At 58.5% G+C, this 20,121-nt stretch carries 14 protein-coding genes; 3 read left to right on the top strand and 11 right to left on the bottom strand.

Annotation, left to right across the window (positions count from 1 at the left end; all coding sequences use genetic code 11):
* From AC2FEE_RS12805 to AC2FEE_RS12815, 3 genes are all read right to left on the bottom strand, one after another.
* Positions 1–542, bottom strand: a 542-nt coding sequence (locus AC2FEE_RS12805; RefSeq protein ID WP_496865715.1) for a sugar phosphate nucleotidyltransferase, incomplete at its 3' end; no start/stop codon positions are given.
* Positions 543–1,057: 515 nt separating this feature from the next.
* Entirely contained in the window at positions 1,058–1,399 is a 342-nt protein-coding gene (locus tag AC2FEE_RS12810) for a Pepco domain-containing protein (RefSeq protein ID WP_496865716.1), read from the bottom strand.
* 18 nt (positions 1,400–1,417) lie between these two features.
* Positions 1,418–4,525: a CHAT domain-containing protein gene (locus tag AC2FEE_RS12815; RefSeq protein ID WP_496865717.1), complete on the bottom strand. Its 3,108-nt coding sequence runs from the start codon at positions 4,523–4,525 to the stop codon at positions 1,418–1,420.
* Positions 4,526–4,935: 410 nt separating this feature from the next.
* Here AC2FEE_RS12815 and AC2FEE_RS12820 point away from each other — a divergent pair, with 410 nt between their 5' ends.
* The 3 genes from AC2FEE_RS12820 to AC2FEE_RS12830 all read left to right on the top strand — a co-directional run bounded on the left by AC2FEE_RS12820 (position 4,936) and on the right by AC2FEE_RS12830 (position 6,751).
* A complete protein-coding gene (locus AC2FEE_RS12820) occupies positions 4,936–5,178 on the top strand; it encodes a hypothetical protein (protein WP_496865718.1) in 243 nt (80 codons plus the stop codon).
* Positions 5,179–5,400: 222 nt separating this feature from the next.
* On the top strand, positions 5,401–6,501 hold the full coding sequence (locus AC2FEE_RS12825) for a hypothetical protein (RefSeq protein WP_496865719.1): 1,101 nt from the start codon (positions 5,401–5,403) through the stop codon (positions 6,499–6,501).
* A 34-nt stretch (positions 6,502–6,535) separates the two neighbouring features.
* Complete coding sequence (locus AC2FEE_RS12830) at positions 6,536–6,751, top strand: hypothetical protein (RefSeq protein WP_496865720.1); 216 nt, start codon at positions 6,536–6,538, stop codon at positions 6,749–6,751.
* A 186-nt stretch (positions 6,752–6,937) separates the two neighbouring features.
* On the opposite strand, the gene AC2FEE_RS12835 is transcribed toward AC2FEE_RS12830, so the two are convergent.
* The 8 genes from AC2FEE_RS12835 to AC2FEE_RS12870 all read right to left on the bottom strand — a co-directional run bounded on the left by AC2FEE_RS12835 (position 6,938) and on the right by AC2FEE_RS12870 (position 20,115).
* Positions 6,938–8,884 carry a DUF6519 domain-containing protein gene (locus tag AC2FEE_RS12835; protein WP_496865721.1) on the bottom strand — a complete coding sequence of 649 codons (1,947 nt, stop codon included), beginning with the start codon at positions 8,882–8,884 and terminating at the stop codon, positions 6,938–6,940.
* Between the two features lie 12 nt (positions 8,885–8,896).
* Positions 8,897–11,473: a hypothetical protein gene (locus AC2FEE_RS12840; protein WP_496865722.1), complete on the bottom strand. Its 2,577-nt coding sequence runs from the start codon at positions 11,471–11,473 to the stop codon at positions 8,897–8,899.
* Entirely contained in the window at positions 11,470–14,880 is a 3,411-nt protein-coding gene (locus AC2FEE_RS12845; RefSeq protein ID WP_496865723.1) for a putative baseplate assembly protein, read from the bottom strand. Before AC2FEE_RS12845 ends, AC2FEE_RS12840 begins: the two co-directional genes overlap by 4 nt.
* Positions 14,877–17,510, bottom strand: a complete 2,634-nt coding sequence (locus tag AC2FEE_RS12850; RefSeq protein ID WP_496865724.1) for a putative baseplate assembly protein — start codon at positions 17,508–17,510, stop codon at positions 14,877–14,879. Before AC2FEE_RS12850 ends, AC2FEE_RS12845 begins: the two co-directional genes overlap by 4 nt.
* Entirely contained in the window at positions 17,507–18,049 is a 543-nt protein-coding gene (locus tag AC2FEE_RS12855; protein ID WP_496865725.1) for a GPW/gp25 family protein, read from the bottom strand. The genes AC2FEE_RS12850 and AC2FEE_RS12855 overlap by 4 nt, the downstream gene beginning before the upstream one ends.
* Before the next feature lie 139 nt (positions 18,050–18,188).
* Positions 18,189–18,686, bottom strand: coding sequence for a phage baseplate assembly protein V (locus AC2FEE_RS12860; RefSeq protein WP_496865726.1), 498 nt, complete (start codon positions 18,684–18,686; stop codon positions 18,189–18,191).
* Entirely contained in the window at positions 18,683–19,819 is a 1,137-nt protein-coding gene (locus tag AC2FEE_RS12865; protein ID WP_496865727.1) for a hypothetical protein, read from the bottom strand. Before AC2FEE_RS12865 ends, AC2FEE_RS12860 begins: the two co-directional genes overlap by 4 nt.
* Positions 19,816–20,115, bottom strand: a complete 300-nt coding sequence (locus AC2FEE_RS12870) for a hypothetical protein (RefSeq protein WP_496865728.1) — start codon at positions 20,113–20,115, stop codon at positions 19,816–19,818. The genes AC2FEE_RS12865 and AC2FEE_RS12870 overlap by 4 nt, the downstream gene beginning before the upstream one ends.
* Between the last annotated feature and the right edge of the window lie 6 nt (positions 20,116–20,121).

Consider the following 20,121-nt stretch of genomic DNA (forward strand, 5'->3'; position numbering starts at 1 on the left):
TTTTCGACAAACTGCTTCAGCGGGACGGGGGACCCGTCGCCGTTTGCCGCGCTTGTCAGTTCGAGATAGCCATAGGCGGTTTCCGGATGCGTCGGGGTGATCCCGAAGGTCACCAGCTGCCCCTGCGCCACGGCGTCCAGCCCGCGAGCAACCGCCGCCTGGAATGCGGCGGCATCGGGGACAACGTGATCGGAGGGCGCCACCAGCAACACGGCATCCGCGTCCTCAGCATGGGCGCGCAGCGCCGCAGCCAGCACGGCGGGGGCGGTGTTGCGCCCCTCGGGTTCGATCAGAATGGCACCGGGGTCGATTCCGACGGCCTGCAGTTGCTCGGCCACGATGAACCGGAAATCCGAGTTGGTCAGGACCATGGGGGCCGCAAACGTCAGCCCGTCCGTGGCACCGGACAGGCGCCGCGCAGAGGCCTGAAACAGGGTTTCATCGCCGATAAGAGATACAAATTGTTTAGGATAGCTCTTACGCGACAAGGGCCACAAACGGGTTCCAGAACCCCCGCAAAGGAGGATGGGCGTAATCAACATAACTGAACCATTCGATTAGAGGTAATTCGCGCTCGGTCCTAGAGAATGGCTATTCCTTTGACAAGCCTCGGGGCTTTTTTTTGATGGAGTTTTCGCAAAACTGCAAAAAATGGGACGTAGCGTGCATATTTGCCCGGAAAATACTCTTAACAGATTGGTTATCGGCTCCGGTGCAACTCCATCCAAGTGGTCCAGATCGATTGCTCAGGCATGACTTGCCTTTGGTCCATCGCGACGACGGTTTCCGGGGCTGGTGGATGATAGCTCAGAACAGTATGCGGTCATTTAGTTTTGCAGTGTTTCTTCCATTTCCCGATCAGGATTTGTGTCTCACGCATGCTGCGGAAAAGCCCTTTTAGCTGGCATCTATTCAACTGGAAACGGTTGGTTTGTCTGCGCCTTTGTCCAGAATATTGCCTGTCCGATGAACCGTAACGATCTCTGCTCGCGAACCTTCGCATCAGCGTCGGAGGCGATTGATCAGAACTTCAATCGTTCTCGTGGTGACCCGAGTCCTAGTTTTCCCTGGTTCTTCTTTTGAACACGATTTTCATGCTGGAGGTTGCGTTGGCGCCCAGGCCTATGCCCATGAACCCCACTTTTCCGTCTGCGCCGACCTGAACGGATATCTCAACGGTATCAAGGTTCACTTCGCCAACCACCGCCTTTTCAGCGGCATCGATCATCGTGGAGACACTTTCAACGAAAGAGGTAACGTTCTGCTCCATCACATCCACACCAATTTCTACAGCGTTCGCCAGTTGTGTGCTCCGGGATTCGCCACGCGCAGAGGTGGGCCGTCCCAGCGCCGAACTCTGAGGTTCAGGAGCGAATATAACAACCTTGTCGGATTTCATTGGTCTACTCCGTTTGTTTCAGGAAATTGCGGGCGGTACACCAAAATGCTGGAACCCAGCCCAGTAAAGCGGTGCGTTAAAGGGTTTTTCGGGCCCTGCAAAACTCTCCTTCAGCCACTGCTCCTGCTCTACCAGGGCGTTAAGCACCGCATCAGAGTCACCAGAAGCGCCTGTCCCCGCCCCCGTTTTTAGCCCGGAAAGACAATCAAGCGTTTCATGGGCCGAAAGCTGTCTGAGCCAGTGGCTGGCCAAACCTACCGCACGCGCCTGAGCGCATCCGTTACCCAGCTCAAGCAGCATGCGTGACACCAACAGGCATGTTGCCAGATCGTCCACGCGCCACGTCGGCGCAATTACGCAGGAAACTCCGGCGGCCTGAAGAATGCTTGGAAAACCGAAAGGCTCGTCCGAATTGCTGGATTGCGACAGGCCCGCCTCGCAACATGATAGGATCATAAGGCGGGTCGCCAGCCGACGTTCGGATACAAGATCGGACAGCGCCATACGACCATCTGAAAACGCTATTTGAGATGACCACGGATCGTTCGGGCAGAATTCGCCATGTGCTGAAACCAATACGCGCGCGTCTTCTGAAATGGCGTTCAGAAACTCTTGCCTTGTGGCCTGTTTGCCCATTGCTACCCGTTCGGCAGGGACGTCGCATGCCTCGAGCCGCGCAAAGGGCAGATCGCCGCACGGATCAAGTATCAGGCGTGGACCAACACCCGTTTCTGAACTGCGGAGATCGGTGCCTGTGTCGGTATTCAGGAACTCGGCAATCGAATGCGCGACCGAAACCTCATCAAACAGTTGGGATAGAAACGTGCCATCGGGCAATCGTGCATTGCACAGCGGCATAGACCGAAGGACCCGATGAGGCACAATGACGAGCTGGCTGCCGCCACGTCTCAGCTGTGGCGCCAGTTCGTCGATCAAGCTGCCAAGTTTATCAAGAACCATGCTGCTCATGGATTCTGCAGCGTCCAAAAGCAGGTCCGGCGGGGCGCGTTGGGATGCAAGCGCTTGCTGAATCCGGCGATCGAGTGACCAGTCTGTTACTTTCTGCCACGGAGAAAAGACATGATCGCGAAACTCGTCATAGATACAACCATCCATCCAGCGATACGCAACGTCGGCCTCTGAGCCTTGAACAGTGAACAATGCCAGACCGTTGGTGCTGCAAAAGAACGAGAGAATCTGGCGCCCGGATTTCGCCCGAACCCAATCTCTGGCGGCCTCGACTGCGGGCATCATGCCTATAGGTGCCAGCAACCTCTTTTCGTCATCGCCCCCGACGCGGGTGAGCAGCCGCATGAGCCGACCCTTCGCCGCTTCGGCAAATCCCAATGTTTCGTCGGGCGGGCGTTCTGCTTTGACCTTTGTCAGCATCCCAAGCCCGTCAAATCTGCTCCATTCCTGAAGCATCGAGGTCCAAACGATGGGGTCTGCACCCCCATGCGTCAGGCGCTCGAACAATTGGTCGATTGCGTGTTCACATGTCTCGTGTGCTTTGGTGTATTCACCTTTCTGCAGCAGAACCTGAGTGCGCAGCCCGGCTGATCGAATTTTCTCATCACCGATTGGTGCATTTGCTGCCATCAGACGTGCGGCTTCGTCGATTTCATGTTCCGCTTCTTCTGGGCGCGATAGCTCCAGCAGAATGCGGCCGCGGTTCGTATGAAGCATCGGCCCCAGTTGATCGATGTATTCACCGGGGTCGGGTTTCACTGCGATCGCTTTGTCTATCGAAACAAGCGCCCGATCAAACAGCTGCAATTCGCGCAGCGCGTTGGAAAAGGAGTTCCAGAATATGCAGCGCGTCCGTGCGTCGGTCTCTTGCATTAGCGGTTCAAGGTCTTCGTGCAGCAGAAGGGCCTCCCGCTTTCTGCGCGCTTCGGATAGCCGCATCGCCTTTTCCAGCAAAACATCGATGCGTCGTTCCCCTTCAAGACCGGGCAGCATCTGATCCAGCACCTCGAGGGCAAAATCCGGCTGCGCGATGGCGCTCAATAGGTTGTTGTATTGAAGGCCGATCAGAAAAACCTGATCCTTGTCGCCAATTTCCCTTGCAGCAGTATATGAGGCTTCCAGTGCCGCGCGCGCTTCTCCCAGGCCTGAGATGCCGGTATCCGCCGCAATGCCCAACTGTACTGCATAGTCGAGCACTCTCTTCAAGAGGTCGACCAACCTGTTTTCATCGACCGTGTTGGAGGCCGCGCGTTTGAGGCGCAATGCGGTGGTATAGGCCGCAAATGTCCGGGCAACGTCCAGATTCCCGGGGCGGCCGGTTCCTTGCCCAAGCGCCAGCCACAAATCCGCATGAAGGTCCGGATCGAGCGGAACTTGCGTCGTCTCAACAATATCCAAACCGCGGCGCGCCAGCCTGACGGCCTTGCGCAAACCGTGATCCGACGGCTGGCCTTCGGATTCATGAAACGAGAAATCCCGCAGATAGCAGGCCAGCTCAGCCAACGCGTGACGCGCTGCATTTTCGTTGCTGCCTGCTTCGGCTGCGCGAAAAACAAACTCGAGCCCGTAATCGAGCGCGTCAGCGGTGACGAGCCGTGCCAAAGACAGTTGCTGAAACCCATCGAAAAGAAGTTTCGTGTCCGCCCCGTCCTTGGCCAGATCCCTGGCTTGCGCCAGGTAGTCGTCGAAGTTGACCGGCAGGTTGTGGCCTGATGTAGGCCCGATCACCCCTCCGAAGTCGCCGTCTGCTGTGGTGTGTATCAAACGCAATAACAATCTGAGCAATGCTTCGGTCGGCGTGGCGTCGGGCTTGGCTGATCCATCCGCATCGTGAATTAAAGATTGGAGGCGAGGTAACATTGGATGAGACATTCCGTGTTGTAGCGCCAGGTCAAGCGACGCCTGTGCCGCCTCGAAGTCACTCAAGAAACGGCTCTGGATGACTGCTTTGTCCCAATACAGGTCTGGAATTGTTGGATAAATTTCTGCGGCATAATCGAGCTGCGTCAGAAGGTCCCCGGAAATATCAGAGGGTGGGGTGACCTGCAAAGCCTCAGCGACTTTCAGGCGATATTCAACACCCGCACCGATCGTATAGGCTTCGGCCCTGCGTAAAGCGCCACTGTCACGTTTGGATCGTGCGCTGGCTATCAGCATTGCCGCACGAAAATAACGCCGAGCTCGCTTCTCGAATTCTGCGCGATCAATAGTTTCAGTCTCGAAATCGTTTGGCTGGCTCATCCGACGCCCCGCTCAAAGACACGAGAAGTCTAGCATATTTTCCGGTCTTGATCGAAGTTGCGAAGGTCGAAAGCTTGATTTGCCTCGGAAAACCAATATTTCCTTGTTGAGCCGCGGGAACAATCGGTGTTCATAAAAATCCACCGTATTAAGCGGTTAAGCTCCCGAACCCGTTTGCGTCGCTTGATCAAGGCGCGGGTTCAAGCGGAACAGGCACTTCATTCAATTGAAAAATTACGTGAAATATATTAGAATTGGTGCATTCAAGATGATCGGAAATCTATCAGTTCGGATGCGGTTTATGCGCGGACGAACAGGAGGCTTGAATGGCAAACCAATCAAAAGGAAAACACAGTACCCGCAAGGGCAAGGTTCAGGTCAGACCGCAGCCGTCGGCAGTGTCCGCTCTGGGACAGCGTGCCGAAGCGTCAGGCCTGATGACCCCTCAAATGCTGAGCGAGCGTGACGAAAAAGTTTCAAGAAAGCGTCGCAAGGGTGGCCCCGCTCTCGAAGAGGACAACTCCGAGAGCAGTGGCAGTGACGTGAACCCAACCGATTTGGACTTCTGATCAGATGATCGCATTTTTTACGGCAATACAGCCACGGAGGTCGCTATGCCCTCGACTCATCAACCAAGGATATTCAATACAGTAAACCTTACCGATTTTGACACCAACGGCCAAACCTCGACGGTTGGCGAACCTACGGTTTCCCAGAACGGAAACCAGCTTTTGGCAACTGGAAACTGGTTTGCGAGCCGTTCTTTGGATGGCGGCCAAAGCTGGTCCCATATGAGCCCTTTCACGCTTTTTCCCCCGGTCGACAACGGGTTCTGCTGCGACCAGACCACCGTATATGACCCAAGCCGTGATCTGCTGATCTGGCTGCTGCAATATGTTGAGAGGGACGGAAGCAACACGCTCAGGCTTGCCGCCAAACAGGGACGAACCCTGGGAAACGATGCGTGGAACCTGTGGGATTTTACACCGTCAGGTGTTGATCCGGACTGGGACGATGAATGGTTTGATTACAACCATGTTTCGCTGTCCGAGAATTATCTCTACGCTGGTACCAACGTATTTTCAGTTGGTACCAACATCTTTACACGATCCATTATCCTGCGGATTTCATTGGATGAAATTGCTGCTGCGGCCGGGCTTTCTTTTGATATTTTCGACACGCAGGGCAACTTTTCCCTTAGATGCGTTCAGGGCGCACGCGGCGCTATGTACTTCGCCAGCCATAATTCGAACTCACAGATACGCGTATTCAGGTGGCCCGAAACCTCGCCGGATGTTGAAGAGTTTGATATCGACGTCACACCCTGGTTCGCTGGAAATTACTCTTCGCTGACGGCAGGTGGTGGTGACTGGATGTCGCGGACGGATCCGCGCATTACTGCCGGATGGGTGGGGCGCGGAACGTTGGGCTTTATGTGGACGGCCAATCGACAGGCCAACAGGCAGCGCCCGTTCGTCCGAACCGTTCGTATCGATGAGGCGACGATGACCCTGATTGACGAGCCGGATATCTGGAACAGTCAAATCGCATTTGCCTACCCATCCACCGCAGTCAATCGGTTCGGAGATGTCGGGCTGTCGATCTTTGCTGGCGGAGGCAATCTGCATCCAAGCCATGTCGTCGGAACCTATGACGATATCGACAGGCTATGGCGGTTGCTTCTTGCGCGACGTGGAACGGACACGCCCACCTTGTTGAAATGGGGCGATTACACCAATTGCGCCGAGGTTGCCCATGACGGGTTCACCTGGTTGGCGGCAGGGTACACCTTACAGGGCGGAGGCAATCAGAGCGACATTGAACCGACAATGACCTGGTTTGGACAACAGCGGTACGACACGCCAAGTCGTCGACCGCCGGTGATCGTCTGATCCTGCATCTTTTATTTATTCAGGGACCGAAATCATGCACAGAGCCATTAAATCACAAGGTGTTTCAGCGTTTGTACGTCAGGAAGGGCCTTGGCTGCTTATTGCCTTCGTAATTGCCGATCTGTTCTACAAATGGGGATCTTTCGCGCTGGAGTGTGTCGGTTTTCTGGCAACTTGGTACGGGCTGAGCCTTATGGCCAGCCTGATCCTCCGCCTTTTGGGAGGGCAAAAATCCGCCCTAGAAGACTGAGCTGACGAACACAGGTTATACTGAGGATGACCCAGACCATTGCGAATGCCTGAAGCGGGCGTTGAACCGGGCTTTCATCTGCAAATCAATATTCAAATCGGGACTATCAAGGTCGGAAGGGCCTGAAAACGCATCCGTGCAACTTTGCCTGAACGGGCAGTAACAAGACTCGGGTCGCAATTGCCGTCAGTCAAAGCGTTTTGCTTCCCGAAGGATTTCGCTGGCCCTGCTGCGGGGAAAAGCGCGACCACTTGCCGGGCTCAGAATGTCAACCAGCTTGTCAAGGCTCAGCCGGGCCAACGCTGCTGCGTCTTCGATCCCGGCGGCTATCAATCGTTCAGCAGAGATGTCGCCGACTCCCGGAACGTCATTCACCGGTGTGATAGCGGTGTTTGATGATCCTGAAGGTGCGGGTGACGACTGTTTCACACGCCGGATCAGATCACTTTCAACCCGTGGGTCTCCATCGTCTGCTATCCGAACTGCCGTCCTGACAATACCTGCCGCCGGAACTCCGGCTTCAAGATAGGATTCCGCGACCAATTCAGCCCGGCGTGCACCCAGTGCCAATCCGACCGGTTCGGGCTCGATTGAGATCGAGCGGATCTCGACCTGATGAAACGTGCCGGTTTCGATAGAACTGCGTAGGTGAGAAATGTTTGCTGACAGCGTCTCGATCGAGGCGTCGAGTGGTGTCGCCGTTTCGGCTTCGAATTCGATGATGCCCAACGTCTGGCGCGAGAATTCGGGTTCCGGTTCCGGAGGCTCGGATTCACTTGGCGATGTCAGCGCGCAAAGCGTCGGGAAAACACAGCGGCACTCGTCTTCTGCACAGGTTACGCGCCCGTTTTCGTCCAGATCGATGCGGCGCAGCGGTGCCAGATGGTGTCGGATGCCGCGCGGCGACAGGGCTTTGGGCCAGGGCGCACCATCCGGGCCGGTTTCCTGCGGCCACAACACATCCGCAGTCGCGGTGCGGGCCGGGATTTGCCAGTAGTCGCCGGTTTTGTAGTCGCCGCCCTGTTCGAACCAGATCTGCACGCCGTCCTCAAGCTCGATCCATTTGGCTTCCTGTACCGGGATTGCAGCTGATCCCTGATCCCAGCGCCGCAGTATCGGGTGGGTGTTCGCGGCTTCGGTGAAAACCGGCAGCACTGTGTCTTCGGGTACCAACAAGGTTATCTCGGTGTTTACACGATCGACTGCAGCCACTTCAAACAAGGGCCAGGGGGTCGACGTAAGCTCGGATACATCATCGAGGATTTCGACCCAGTCGCCCTCTTTCAACCCCCGTGCCTGATCCGGTCCGAGGCTTTCAAGTGTTGCGGTTGCGCCCTCAAGGCTGCGTATTCCGAACACAACCGAACCGTTGTCGCGCGACCATTTGAAGGTTGCTTGTCCCTTTGCGCCACCCACAGCGCCCGCGTCATGTATCTCGACACGGTAGAGCTGGTTTTCGGGTCCCCGGTACTGCGCTGTCGGCGGCACCAAACAGGGGTGTTCGGATGGCATGTCGACCTTTGCTCGTGCCCGAAGGCAGCGCGGCAAAGTCAACGGGTCGCGGACCAGGGCATCCAGTAATTCTTCGCAACCCAGGTCTTCGTCGCCCTCTTTGCCCAGAGCTGCAACTTTGACCTGGCAGACGATCTTGGCCCGTGTTGCGGTGTCCGGCCCGCCCAGGGCCAGTTCGCGGATACCGTCGGCCTGAAGGTGGTTCAGATGCCGTTCCCATACATCGAGATATACAAGATACCGCCCGCCGGGGTTGAGTTCTTCCTTACCGCCTTCGGTGACGGGGAAGTCGGGTTGCGTCGTATAACGGATCGGTGCTGTTTCACCCTGCGGCGGGCAATGCAATTCGGGCATCAATTCGCAGGCTATGCCATCAACATAGTAGCGCCCCCAGCCGATTTCGAAGTCGCATAGCAGATCGTCAGAACAAGAGATCTTGAACCCGTCACCTGGCCCGCCGTGCGGCCCAATCAGGTCGGCGGCCAAATTTCGGGTCTGCTCCAGCAGGATGGACACCTGTTCGTTCCAGTCGGCGTCCAGCAAAACGCGCCCTTGTTGCATCAGGACTCGGGCGTATCCGTGCTGTCGGTGGTAACTGTCGCGGCTGAGGTCGGCTTTCATGGTTCCACCCTCCTAATTGGCAAAAATGAGCCCGGCGGACATTCCGGCGGGAACGTAATCAGCAAGCCGCGCAGTCAGCGCAGCCGTGCGTTGCGGTTGGAAAAGACTATGGAATGCACCCATCTCAGAAGCATCGCTCGCGCCCTCGAGAATGCCAGGCGAGGTGCACAAATCAAGCTGACAATATGCAGGTCTTCCATATCGCCGGGCGGTAAATCTCGGCCGCATTCCGGATGCCGCCGCGCTGCGCAATCCGGCCATATATTCGGCGGGGTCACCTTCGAATTCGTATGCCGAGATTTTTGCGCTCAGATGCGGTGGGTCGGCCGGAGCGGCGGCAACCAAATTGGCCGTCAGCACGGCACATTCACCAGGGCTCAGCCTTGACAGCTCCCATACAGGCGGATCGCTGTCCGCGATCAGGGCACCTCGGCTGACGGTCACATCGGAGCCGCTTTCAAAGGCACTGTCGGTCGGATCATCTGCGTCTCGGGGTGGCAGGATTGTGACAACGAGGTTTCTGGCAGAATTGGGTCCAAGATTGTCAATGCCGAGCGTCAGTGTGAAGGCTTCACCGATGCCGGGGGCCACCTCGGTCGTTTCGAGTCTAAGTCGCAGATTGGCTGCTTCGGGTGAAGCGCCGGATGGTCCGACCGGCGTGCTGCCAATTTCGACAGGCACTGAAACTGAGCCGCTTACAGGTGTGTCGGGCAAACCGGACAGCGCCGCTTCGATCGCAAGATCCGGTTGGCACCGGTAACGGCGCGGCGTTCGCGAGCCGACCGGAACATGCGAAAACCGGATACAGCCGACTTGCCGGCGAGCGACCCGAACTTCGCCGGTGAATATGCTGTCTTCGGCCAGAAGGATTGCGTGTGTTTGCACCTTGCCGATCAGGGTCGAGCGGCGGATGTCCAGAGTTGCGTGCGCCAATGGCCAGGATGGCGCACCAATCACCTCGCGCGTGTCCGAAGAGGCATCGATGATGCTGTCCTGAATGGAAACGGCGACCGGGTCCGCACCCACTTCATCCAGGCTGATCTGGATCGGTCCGAGAATCGAGCGATCGATCACCAAAGAGACAGGTCCGTCAACCAGATCGAGGCTCGGTTCGCCGGGTCGGTCCGGGATACAATCCGGGGTCAGGCTCCAGCCGGGCACCAGCGTGACATGGCGTATCCGCAGTTCCGCGAGCGGTCCCCTGATTTGCAGACCGCGCCCGGCGACGACAAGGCCATCGATGCAAAAACGACTGCCTGCGCCACCTCTGATCACCAAAGCGTCGCCGCGGGCAGAGCGATAATCCAGCAGGCGCAATACAGCGCGGCCCTCCTCCCGGCTGCGCAATTGCAGGCTTTGACCATCGCGCAGATCGACAGACAGCCGTTCGGTATAGACGCCGCCGTCGGTGATTTCGATGACCGCATCGTCGGGATCCTCTTCCCGCCATTTGGCAAGGGCGGCCGTGATTTCGCTGAACTCTGCCTCTTTGCCTACGAAGTACCGAGATGCCGCCGCAGGTTCGGTAGGGTTGCGCAGGTATGGCCCGCCGCCTGTTTCGTCCGAGAACCCGTAGTGGTAGCGCACAAGCACATCTCCGCCGGGAATCTGGCGAGTGTGAAAGGCTATGCGACCGAGCTCGGGATCAACGGCCACCTGATCGCGCGCCGGGCGATAATGCCATCCGCTGAGATTCGTCGAAACGATCCGTTCCGGAGGTACAAGACCGCTTTGCCCGGTCTCCGGCCAGTCGCTGACCCATATCGCAAGGCTTTTGCCCGGCCCATAGTAGGTTTCCGTGTTGTCCGCAAAAAGCCGCCGTCCGATCTGGATCGGTAGATTTTGAGGTTCGGCGATGGCGTCCCCACCGGTTTCGGGAACTGGCAACGCGAACAAAGGCGCGTCGTTTCCTAGAACGCTGAAGGTATACAACCCCGATCCCTGATCCTCGCGCGCATAGGCGGGCTCGTGTTCGATCGTGTAGGATTTCAGGCGCCAGGCAAACAGGCCAACACTGGGAATGTTGTGCCTGCCTGGTGTGCGGGTCGAGGTGATCCGGCGGACATCGACACCATGTGCGAGCTGCTCAAAAGGCCCGCCGAGATGCGCCAGGGCTATCCCATCGCGCAGATCGACTGTGCGTCCGCGGGCAAGGCGTTGGTGATTGAGCGGCTGCATCCAGGCCAGTAATCGATAAAACTCAACCGCGCGGGACGGCCAGTCTGCCGTATCCGCCGCAATTAGTTCCAGCAGGGGCAGCGTCCCCTTGCGGCGGCGATCCCGGATGCTGTTGGCCACGGCTCGGCGCGGCGTCAGGACCGATGACAGCGCGGCACCGCGCGCACCGTCGCTATGAACCTGTGGGGGCGCTTCATAACCGATCAAGGCGCCAATGTATGGAACGACCCAGTCTTCACAGGTTTCGATGAACCAATTGTCGTATTGCTGTTCAATGTCGGCCTCAAGGACGTCAACCTGTTCGGTGATGACCTGCAGCAAAGCGCGCAGCGCTTCGCCGCGCTCGACGTCGCGCTTGCGGTGGACAGCGGGTAACAGCTTATAAAGCCGGTCTGGATCGCGCAGTGTCATGTCGTCACCTCGGTCAGGATGAGAGTGTCGGGCAGATTTGCATTCAGAAACACAAGCTGCGCCGATCTGATCGTTCCGTTTTCCCGATGGGCAAGTCCCGCGCTCAGATACGAAGGCACAGGTTCGTGCGCCGAACGATTGGTAAACTCAGCGAGCCGCTCGGCAAGGATTTCAGGCGAGGCGGCATCGCTCTCACGGAGGGCCTCGAACAGATCCACATCGACATAAGCGACGCCGGGAACCTGCTGCATGGTGGCGACAATCTCGCTCAGACGAACGGGTTGGCCGAGATCGCGCCCGGTAAACCCGAATTGCTCAAGGAGCGCGGCACGCAAGGGCGGTTCGACATGTTCCCACAGGTGGTCCGGATGAACAGCAACCTTTGCGCTCAGGAACAGATAGGCCGCCTGCCTCGGGGCCAGAACGACCGGGACCGAGGGATCGCCAAACGCGGCAAGCGCTGTTTTCAGGTTCCGGCACAGCGGTGATTGCAGATCGATCGGCGTATCATCGGCCCCCGCCAGCGTCACATGCACGACATCCCGGCCGCCATCCGACAGCCGGACGGCATGGGCCTTGTCGATACCGGCATAAAGAACCGAGAAATCCGTGTAATCCTCGACCGAAACCAGACGATCCAGCGCGCGGGTGGCAAGCGGCACGCGCTTTCGGGCCTGATCGCGGGTTTCACGATTGGCGCCTCCGCTGGCGGCCCGAGGATTGAACACCTCTTTGACCCCAAGCGGCTTGGACCCAAGCGTGGAAATCTGGCCAGCGTTGACATTGCCCGGTGCGCCGATCCCGACGCGATAAGTCGCGCGGACGTTTTCGGACCCACTCGGCAATCTTGCGCCCGTCAGACCATCGCCGAAGGTAGTAAATGTACTATCGTCATTGTCGGTGCTGGTCTGGTATTCCCGATCATCTGGCCCCAGTGTCAGAAGCGTTTCGCTTTGATGCCAGAGAATGTCGTTTACCCGGACCGAAAGCGTGCTGTCCGTCCCTTTGGGTGTTGGCGCCGAGACATGCGTCACAGGGCCATGGGCCAGCGCAAAGGTTTGCAGGCGGGCTGCGCTGTTACCGCTGCCGATGGTTTCAGAAACGGTTTCTCCATGGGTTGCAAGCACGACGTTGGCGTTCAGCGACACGCTGTCGCGCCTGTACGTATAGGCGAGCGGTTCAGCTAGGGTGATCCGCGTGTGCAGCGTATCTCCGGGCAGGTCGATGACGTTGCCGTCTGGTCCGATGATCTGCGCCGGGCGATGTGCAATGCCTGCAATCATGGCCAGTTCGGTGGCTTCCACTTCTGGAACGACCTGACCATCACTTGACAGAACATCCGTGCGATATCCGGTGATGGCAAGCCAACGACCGGCCTCCAGACCTTCATACAATCCGTCGAGCTGGATCTCGGCCCCGGATACGTCCGAGGTGATCGGCTCCAGAGCCAGTGGCAGGGGGTCGTTTGCAGCCAGAACCTTCAACCCGCGAATGTCGCCCAGCGTCGCCTCGCGCCCGGTCAGCCATGGTTCATCAAGCAGCACGTGGGTCACGGATTGAGAGATGCCATAGTCAGATCGCGCGGCGGTCCGAACCGCCAGCACATCGAATACGCGGCAGCCCTCGGCAGGGTGATCGATCAGAAGTAGGCCACCGGGGACTATTCCGTCGTATTCAGCGTCTAATGACAGGATGCTTGCGGCCGTTGACGTGCCTGCAAAACCGGTGTCGTTGCGCTGAACGATCAATGTCGTTCCGGCGGCGTCCATAGTCAACGTTGCTTGCCGATCTCGAGAAACGTCAACTTGGACAGGAGGTTGTCCGGCGAAGATTCCCTCCGAAACGCCGTCGATGCTCACTCTGATCCCCGAATTGGGCACAACTGCCGCAGCAAACACAGGCCCATGCGTCGTCGCGGTAATCGCTATCATACGTCCCGAGCCGGCTGAGTCCGTATCCGCACCCCAGATGACGCGAATTTCGCTCAACCTGAATTCCGTCGAAGAATCGAGCGGGCCGACATACTGCGCCTCGATGCGGATGGGCACATCTTCGATGTCGGTATTCAGGCTTTGTTGACGACCGCCTGGCACTGTGTCTGCGTTGGAAAGCTCGGACAGGCGTATCGTAATCTCTGGCGACGAAACCATCGGGTCCCAGATGCGAAGGGACAGAGTGATTGGCGCTGCTTGTCCGGCGTTCAAATCGACCTCTTGCTGAAATACTGCCGCCAATAGGGGCGGACCACCGGCATCCACCCGCGCTTCGACCAAGAAACTGCTCCGCATCTCGGCCAGCGGCCATTCGCGTCGCAGAACTTCGCCTTCATCGCGATAGATAAAGTCCAGCGGCGCGGTGGCACCAAACGGTGTTGCCGAAACACGGAGCGCTTCTGCTCCAAGCCGATCCTCGGGTCTGCTGCCAGTCACCGATGCGTTTGCATAGGCTGCAAACAGCGGTTGGCGAATGCCGGGCATCAGTTCGGCGATGACCTGCGGCCCCAGATCGGCAGTGGCGTCATATACACGGGCGGAATCGCGGACGAGCTTGAACCGCGAGACCGGTTGGTCAGATGGCGGTTCACGCAGCGCGGTAAGCACCTCACCAAGCTGTTGCAGTGGGCTTGTCGGGTCTCTAACCTCGATGTCGGGCGCAGTGGGGATGTGCCTGACCGCTCTGTCCGCATATTTGATCTGGGTCCAGCCAGCGTCGGTATCGGTTTCCACCGCCCGCACGTCAAAGGGCAGCCGATGCGCCGGACCTGTAAGCAAAATGACCTCACCGGCCTCGATACTGGTGGTGGTGCCATCCAGATAAATCTCTTGGACACCCTCAAAACCCGTCACGGGGAACAGCGCCTGTGGCTGTGACAGTCTGGGCGTCAGGGTGCCCCATCTGTCCCGCGCCTCAAGATCATAGCTGGTTTCGAAAGGTTCGGCGTTTTCGCCGGGCTCTGGCAGGCTGCGCGCCAGTGTACCCGCCGGAATTGTCACCTCGAAACCGTCTTCCAACGTGAAGGCGAGATAGACGCTGGCGGCGACACCCGGACGCAACCGATACCCCACGAGCCGCCCCAGCTCCAGGATCGAGCGCCGCTCTGTTGCGGTGGCCAAATAGCCCTCGTTGGCGATTCGTTCCTGATAGAAGGCCAGTACGTCCGATACCACGGCCCAGGCATCCAGCAGTGCAATCGACGGATCGTCCATGTCGCGCGTGGTCAGGCGCTGCAAGGGACGCGAGCCGCCCGGCAATTCGTGACTCGTAAGTCGCGCGATCATTGTTGCAAAAAACTCGGGATGCGAACCGACCCGTGTTGCGATCTCGGTCAGGCCGGATCGGTTATGGATGGTTCGGGGGGTGATGGGGCTGACGCCTTCGCAGCACCCGCATGTGGGGTCGATACTCATCTGCCACCTTTCATGTCAAAGACAACGCGACCGTTTTCGGGTGCATTGTGATCGCTGTCCGCCCGTGCAATTTCGAGAGGGCCAATCGGCAGCACCCCGGCCGCCAGTTCGCCATTGGGACCTTGGTAGCGGCGCTCGAGGCGCGTCATCGTTACGCTCTCAACCCCATCGATCGCTTGCGCTGCTGCCAAAAGCGAGCTGAGTGCGACATCCTCGCCAAAACTCAGCCTATCGGGATGAAACAGCCCCAAACTGCCGTCCGGCAGGCATTCGGACCCGAAGACAGCCTCCAGATCGCGCCTGACTACAGCCCGCAAATGGGTTGGGGCGACACAAACGACCATGCAGATATCAATCGGCACCTGCAGGGCCGGGCGTACTGCCAAATCATGCCCGATACGGCGATACCGGTTCAGGTCCTTGAGAACCTCAGCCAACAAGCCCTCGTCTGCGATGGCCTGTCCTGTCGGGTCGACGGCAACGCGTATCTCGTACCAGCTGCCGTTCCAGCGCTGTTCTGCCGCTGCACGATGAACTTTCGGGTGCCGCTCAGCAATTTCGGCGTAGTCGGCAGGTGTGACGGCACGTGCCAGATGGTGTCCAAATCCGTGCGGCGCGAAAAGCTTGGCCTCGTCGATGGGTTCCGGTGCGGAGCCCCCGATGGCAGGCAGCGGATTTCTTGGGGTCAGGATCAGCCCGTCAATTAACGTTTCATGCACAGGGTTCGTCAACTTGTCGGCCCCGACATTGCCCTGCGGCCCGCTGCCAATACGACGCCTAGCGTGGATGCGGTGGAACGGGTCCGGGATGCGGCCGGTGCGGTTGTCGCCAAACCGCAGGATCGCTTGGTGCCGGGCGTCGATATCCGCAACGACATGTGCATCGCGCGCGCCGCTTGTCAGCAAGTCGCGGACCACCGTCCAGTTCCGCGAGACCTGGCCGGGCGGGATGCTGATCGGGGTGTCGGACGGTACACAGTCAGGGTCTGGTTCACTAACGATGATCAGACCAGGCAGGGCCTGACGGGGATCCTGACGCAGACTTAGGGTCGCGGGTGCGGCGTGATCAACGGGTGATGCAAAGGTCAGCGGACCCTGAATTGGCACATGAGTGAAGCAACCGGCGCGAGGGGTGATCTCGGCTATTCGTCCCTCGGCCAGACAGACCGGTGGAACATCTGCTAGGGGTACGCATCCCAGATCCTCGAATGGTCGCCAGTGCCCGTGATCCGCAAGAACGACATTGCCGCGCACGACCGAAACATTCTCGAGAAGTTTGCATTCCGGTGGAGGCCCGACGGTTGAGATGCAAAACGGCACGGGAAGCGCGTCTTCTTCGCCCCATTTCACGTTCAGCACAGGCTGGCCGTTTAGGGGATCGATTGCCGGTTCAACGGCGGTCAGTCGTACTGCGTGACGGTGCGTCGGATCTGCGTCAGCACCGTTTCCAGTACCCGGCCCAAGGCACTCTTCAAAAATCAGAATGTCACCGGGTTGCAGATCAAGCGCGCGTGTCCCTTTCCAATCCTGATCATTCCCGGGGTCTGCCGGATCGCAATCGGAGTCATCAGGATTGGTTGTGTCCTGCTCACCGGGATCGGGAACCGGGTCCGGTTCGGGTGGTGACCCATCTACCAACGTAGTCCCGGTGGCACCCTTGGGCAGGCAGCACAACCGGTCGCCCCAAGTATAAACTTGAATTTCATTATGAGCCGCCCGCAGGCGCAGCACAGTATCAGGGTCGGGGGCAAGCGGCGCGAACACCTCGTAAAGCGACTCGTCGATATCATCGAATGCAGACCAATCCGGAACTGCCCCGCTGGTGTCCGGTGCGCCGACAAAGCTGGTGGTGAAGGACAAGCTGCCTGCACGGATATCCCTGTCCTGACTGGTTTCGATCGCCACCCAGGTACGGGCATTGCACCCTTCGTGAAGGTGATAGTCGACCAGCCGAGCATGGCGTTTCACCGAGACCCGGCGGCGCGCTGTGCCCAGATAGGCTTCGGTGGCAACGGCGTCCTGATAGTAGCTCAGATAGTCACCCGCATAGGCCAGAAGCTCGACCAGAGTGATGCCGATATCGGGGATGTGGCGCTCGGTCCAGCCGGGCATCGTGACCGCAAGGCGATCAAGGATCAATGCGCGAAAACTGGCATAATCCTTGGCGAGATAATCGATTTCGGGCTGTGGCGGTGTGATCTCGGGGCAGGAGCGCTCGACCTTGCAGTCGATATCTGAAGGGCAGTTGGCCTTGAAACTGAATTCAAGACATCGGTAGCGCGGGTCAAACGGGGCGCCCTCGGCCAAATTGGTCAGGCACAGGCAATACGTCGAGAAATCACCGGGCCGATCCACCGTCAGCACAACGCAGTTGTCGCGTTCGGGGTCTGTTTGAGGACATAGCCGCAGATCGATTACGGTTATCCCGGTCTCGCGCACACCACCGCAAATCTCAAAGTTCTCCAACTGCAATTCTTCAGGCGCTGGTCCCAGGAAATAGACCGTCAATTCACGCTGGTCGTCGCTGACCTCAACGTAGTCTAATCCGTTTATGTCAGCGGCCCGCACCAGGTTCCGGCGACCTTCGTCGCGGCAGGTCAAACCTGTTTCGTTATGGCATCCACAACTCATGGCAGGCTCCGTTGGAAACTGTCTGTGCGTGTTTCGCCCGTGCGTTTGACATGATAGCGAACCTCGACCTGCAGCACGGCGTCTTGCGCTGATGCGACCAGAACCTGCACAGTGATCAAATCACCCAGGTATTGCTGCAACCCGGCTTGCGCATTTCGCTGCAAGGTCGAGGCCAGAGCGTCGCTGTTGGGCTCGAACACAATTTCGGCCAGCCCGGCGCCGAAATCGGGGCGGTTCACACGTTCCCCGGCGCGCGTGAACAGGAATTGCTCGATCATATCCCGGATATGATCGTCTCCGTCTGTCAATGCGGTGCGTCCGCGGGCGTCGAAGTCAAAGGGGTAATCGATCTGTATCATGTCGCCTTCACCCTTGTCTGTGTCTGCACGATGATCACGCCGGTCCCAGTGGGCGCGCAGACTGCCTGCGAGCTTTGAATCAAGAGCGGTTGACCACTTGCCATGACCCGAGTGGCTCCACTGGTCCATTGAGCCGTCACACAGGGTCCGTTGCCGGCGGTTGGCGGTGGTAAAGTACATCCCGCAATCGTATAAGGCACCGGCTGCACGGTGACCTTCGTGCCGCTTACACTAACCCGAAGATCCGGTTTGGTCGGCTGCGCCTGACCACCATGCAGGCAGTTCACGGTTGCTCCCTGGTGCAGAACAAATCCCGGCATCACGTCACCTCCAATGCGGTACCATTGACCGAAGTCTTGGGACCCTGCAGGGCCACGGTTGCCCCCTGTCCGGTTGTGATTTCGATGCCTTGCGGCCCCATAGTGATCTTGAGCCCGCCCTGGGCTTCTATGGTGATCGACGCGGGACCCGGACCATCGGCGATGGTGACGGTTGCCGTGTCGGTCTTCAGCACTTTCATCTCGGCGATCTGCGGGCTGGCGGGCACATCGCCGGAACTGTCCCAGAATCCTCCCATCCAGACCGGGTGTTCTGGATCACCACGCTCGAACAGAATCCAGAGTTTGGCACCTACCGGCGGGATGAAAAAGAAGCCGACCCCCGGCCCCGCATAGGGTGCGCAGGGCATGGCCCATGTCAGCGTGTTGCTTCCGAACACGCTTGGCAGGCTGAATTGCACACGCCCCTGCCGCTGCGGGTCGATATTGTTGGTGACCTCGCCGCGAAAGAGACCATCGAGCTGAACACTGTTGCTCATGGCATCACCAGTGGCGTGGTCGTCCCCAGCCCCTCACGCGACAGGTTGAATTTCTGTTTGTATTGCCCCTTTTTGACATCGATTGAATGGGTTACGGACTTGACGTAGAACCGGCCGTCAAAGCTGTCTCCGGCGCCGCGGACATCGACAAGGCTGCGGGGTTTCAGAATGCGCCCATAGCGCAGCGCATCAAGGGTCCCCTCGGCGGTGACGACACTGTCATAGGAGGTGTTGACCTTGCCCTGCGCTCGCACGCGTTTCTGGGCATCGCTCTCCCCGTCCGGTCCATCGCCAAGAAAGTCCTTCTTCCGCGGACTCGGGATGCGCGCAGCGAGCGGCACACCGCGGTTGTAGCTGTCGATGGTTTCGGTGCCGCCCGAAGTCTTAGTGTAGGTCATCGAAGTCGGTGACAACTCGCCATAGGAAAATGTCATCGTCTCGACATTACTTCCCGGTCCCATATTCACTGACAGCGCAGGCTGCGGCACGCTCAGGCGCTGTGGCGGCCCCCAATACGCGATGTTCGAAAGCGGTAGCAGGCCTGGTTCCACATAGAAGACAAACCCGTGTTTTCCCGCGAGCTTTTTGATGTATTCCAGATCCGTTTCCCTAGTGGTCTGACTGCGCGTCTGTTCCGTAACCGGAGTTGTCAGCGCGTCGTCTGGCGGCATCACCTGCGGGACGATCCCGTAGTCGATGATATAGGGAAGCAAAATAAACGGGACGATGAGATTGTCGCCCAACTGCGGGTAGGGTCGTTCTTCTTTCTTCAGGTCCATCATGACGCTGACATCTTCACCGGTCACCGTCAGTTTCGACTGGCCGGGCTCATCGCTGGGTGCCAGCTGATGAGTGGTAATGATCCCGTCCATGATAGGCAGTGGTTTGACGCCAAAGAGAACCGACAGCACAACCCGTGTGAAGGGTTTCAGCTTGGCCTCTTTCAGCAGAGCAAAATCTTTGCGATCAGCGAGCCCACGGCCGACCTGGAACACCATTTGAAAGCCCGAGCGTTCACTGTCCTTGGCCGTCACTTCGACACTTTGTAACGCTTCGTTGACCTTAAGAGGGGCCGGTGTGGGCAAGGTCTCGCCCAGCAGAAGCTGAAGATGAAGGCCAAAGAGGTTGATCATGGCGATGCTCCGGGCAGCAGGGCTACGATCAGGCGCGTACCCGTCCGTACGACCAATGCCTCGGCACGCATGGCATTGTTCGCATCCGCGATCTGCCAGAACAATTCCGGATCACCCAGGTAGAGGGCTGAAAGATGATCCAGCCGATCGCCTTCTTTCACCGTGTGTTCGCGGGTTACGGTGCCATCTGCGGCCCGTGGCAGAAATCTGCGCGCAACAAATCGGATCATGGTACCGTCCGGCCTGATGTGTGTCAGGACGTCCAGGTCGGCATATCGACTGCCGGGTTCGAACATGTCTAT

This window comes from Ruegeria sp. YTSC199 (genome assembly GCF_059609725.1).

Excerpts from the sequence above, each read along its gene's own strand:
- AC2FEE_RS12835 (WP_496865721.1), bottom strand. The coding sequence starts at position 8,884 with ATGAAAGCCGACCTCAGCCGCGACAGTTACCACCGACAGCACGGATAC.
- AC2FEE_RS12830 (WP_496865720.1), top strand. The coding sequence starts at position 6,536 with ATGCACAGAGCCATTAAATCACAAGGTGTTTCAGCGTTTGTACGTCAG.
- AC2FEE_RS12850 (WP_496865724.1), bottom strand. The coding sequence starts at position 17,510 with ATGAGTTGTGGATGCCATAACGAAACAGGTTTGACCTGCCGCGACGAA.
- AC2FEE_RS12820 (WP_496865718.1), top strand. The coding sequence starts at position 4,936 with ATGGCAAACCAATCAAAAGGAAAACACAGTACCCGCAAGGGCAAGGTT.
- AC2FEE_RS12865 (WP_496865727.1), bottom strand. The coding sequence starts at position 19,819 with ATGATCAACCTCTTTGGCCTTCATCTTCAGCTTCTGCTGGGCGAGACC.
- AC2FEE_RS12845 (WP_496865723.1), bottom strand. The coding sequence starts at position 14,880 with ATGAGTATCGACCCCACATGCGGGTGCTGCGAAGGCGTCAGCCCCATC.
- AC2FEE_RS12855 (WP_496865725.1), bottom strand. The coding sequence starts at position 18,049 with ATGTACTTTACCACCGCCAACCGCCGGCAACGGACCCTGTGTGACGGC.
- AC2FEE_RS12860 (WP_496865726.1), bottom strand. The coding sequence starts at position 18,686 with ATGAGCAACAGTGTTCAGCTCGATGGTCTCTTTCGCGGCGAGGTCACC.
- AC2FEE_RS12810 (WP_496865716.1), bottom strand. The coding sequence starts at position 1,399 with ATGAAATCCGACAAGGTTGTTATATTCGCTCCTGAACCTCAGAGTTCG.
- AC2FEE_RS12840 (WP_496865722.1), bottom strand. The coding sequence starts at position 11,473 with ATGACACTGCGCGATCCAGACCGGCTTTATAAGCTGTTACCCGCTGTC.
- AC2FEE_RS12870 (WP_496865728.1), bottom strand. The coding sequence starts at position 20,115 with ATGTTCGAACCCGGCAGTCGATATGCCGACCTGGACGTCCTGACACAC.
- AC2FEE_RS12815 (WP_496865717.1), bottom strand. The coding sequence starts at position 4,525 with ATGCTGATAGCCAGCGCACGATCCAAACGTGACAGTGGCGCTTTACGC.
- AC2FEE_RS12825 (WP_496865719.1), top strand. The coding sequence starts at position 5,401 with ATGAGCCCTTTCACGCTTTTTCCCCCGGTCGACAACGGGTTCTGCTGC.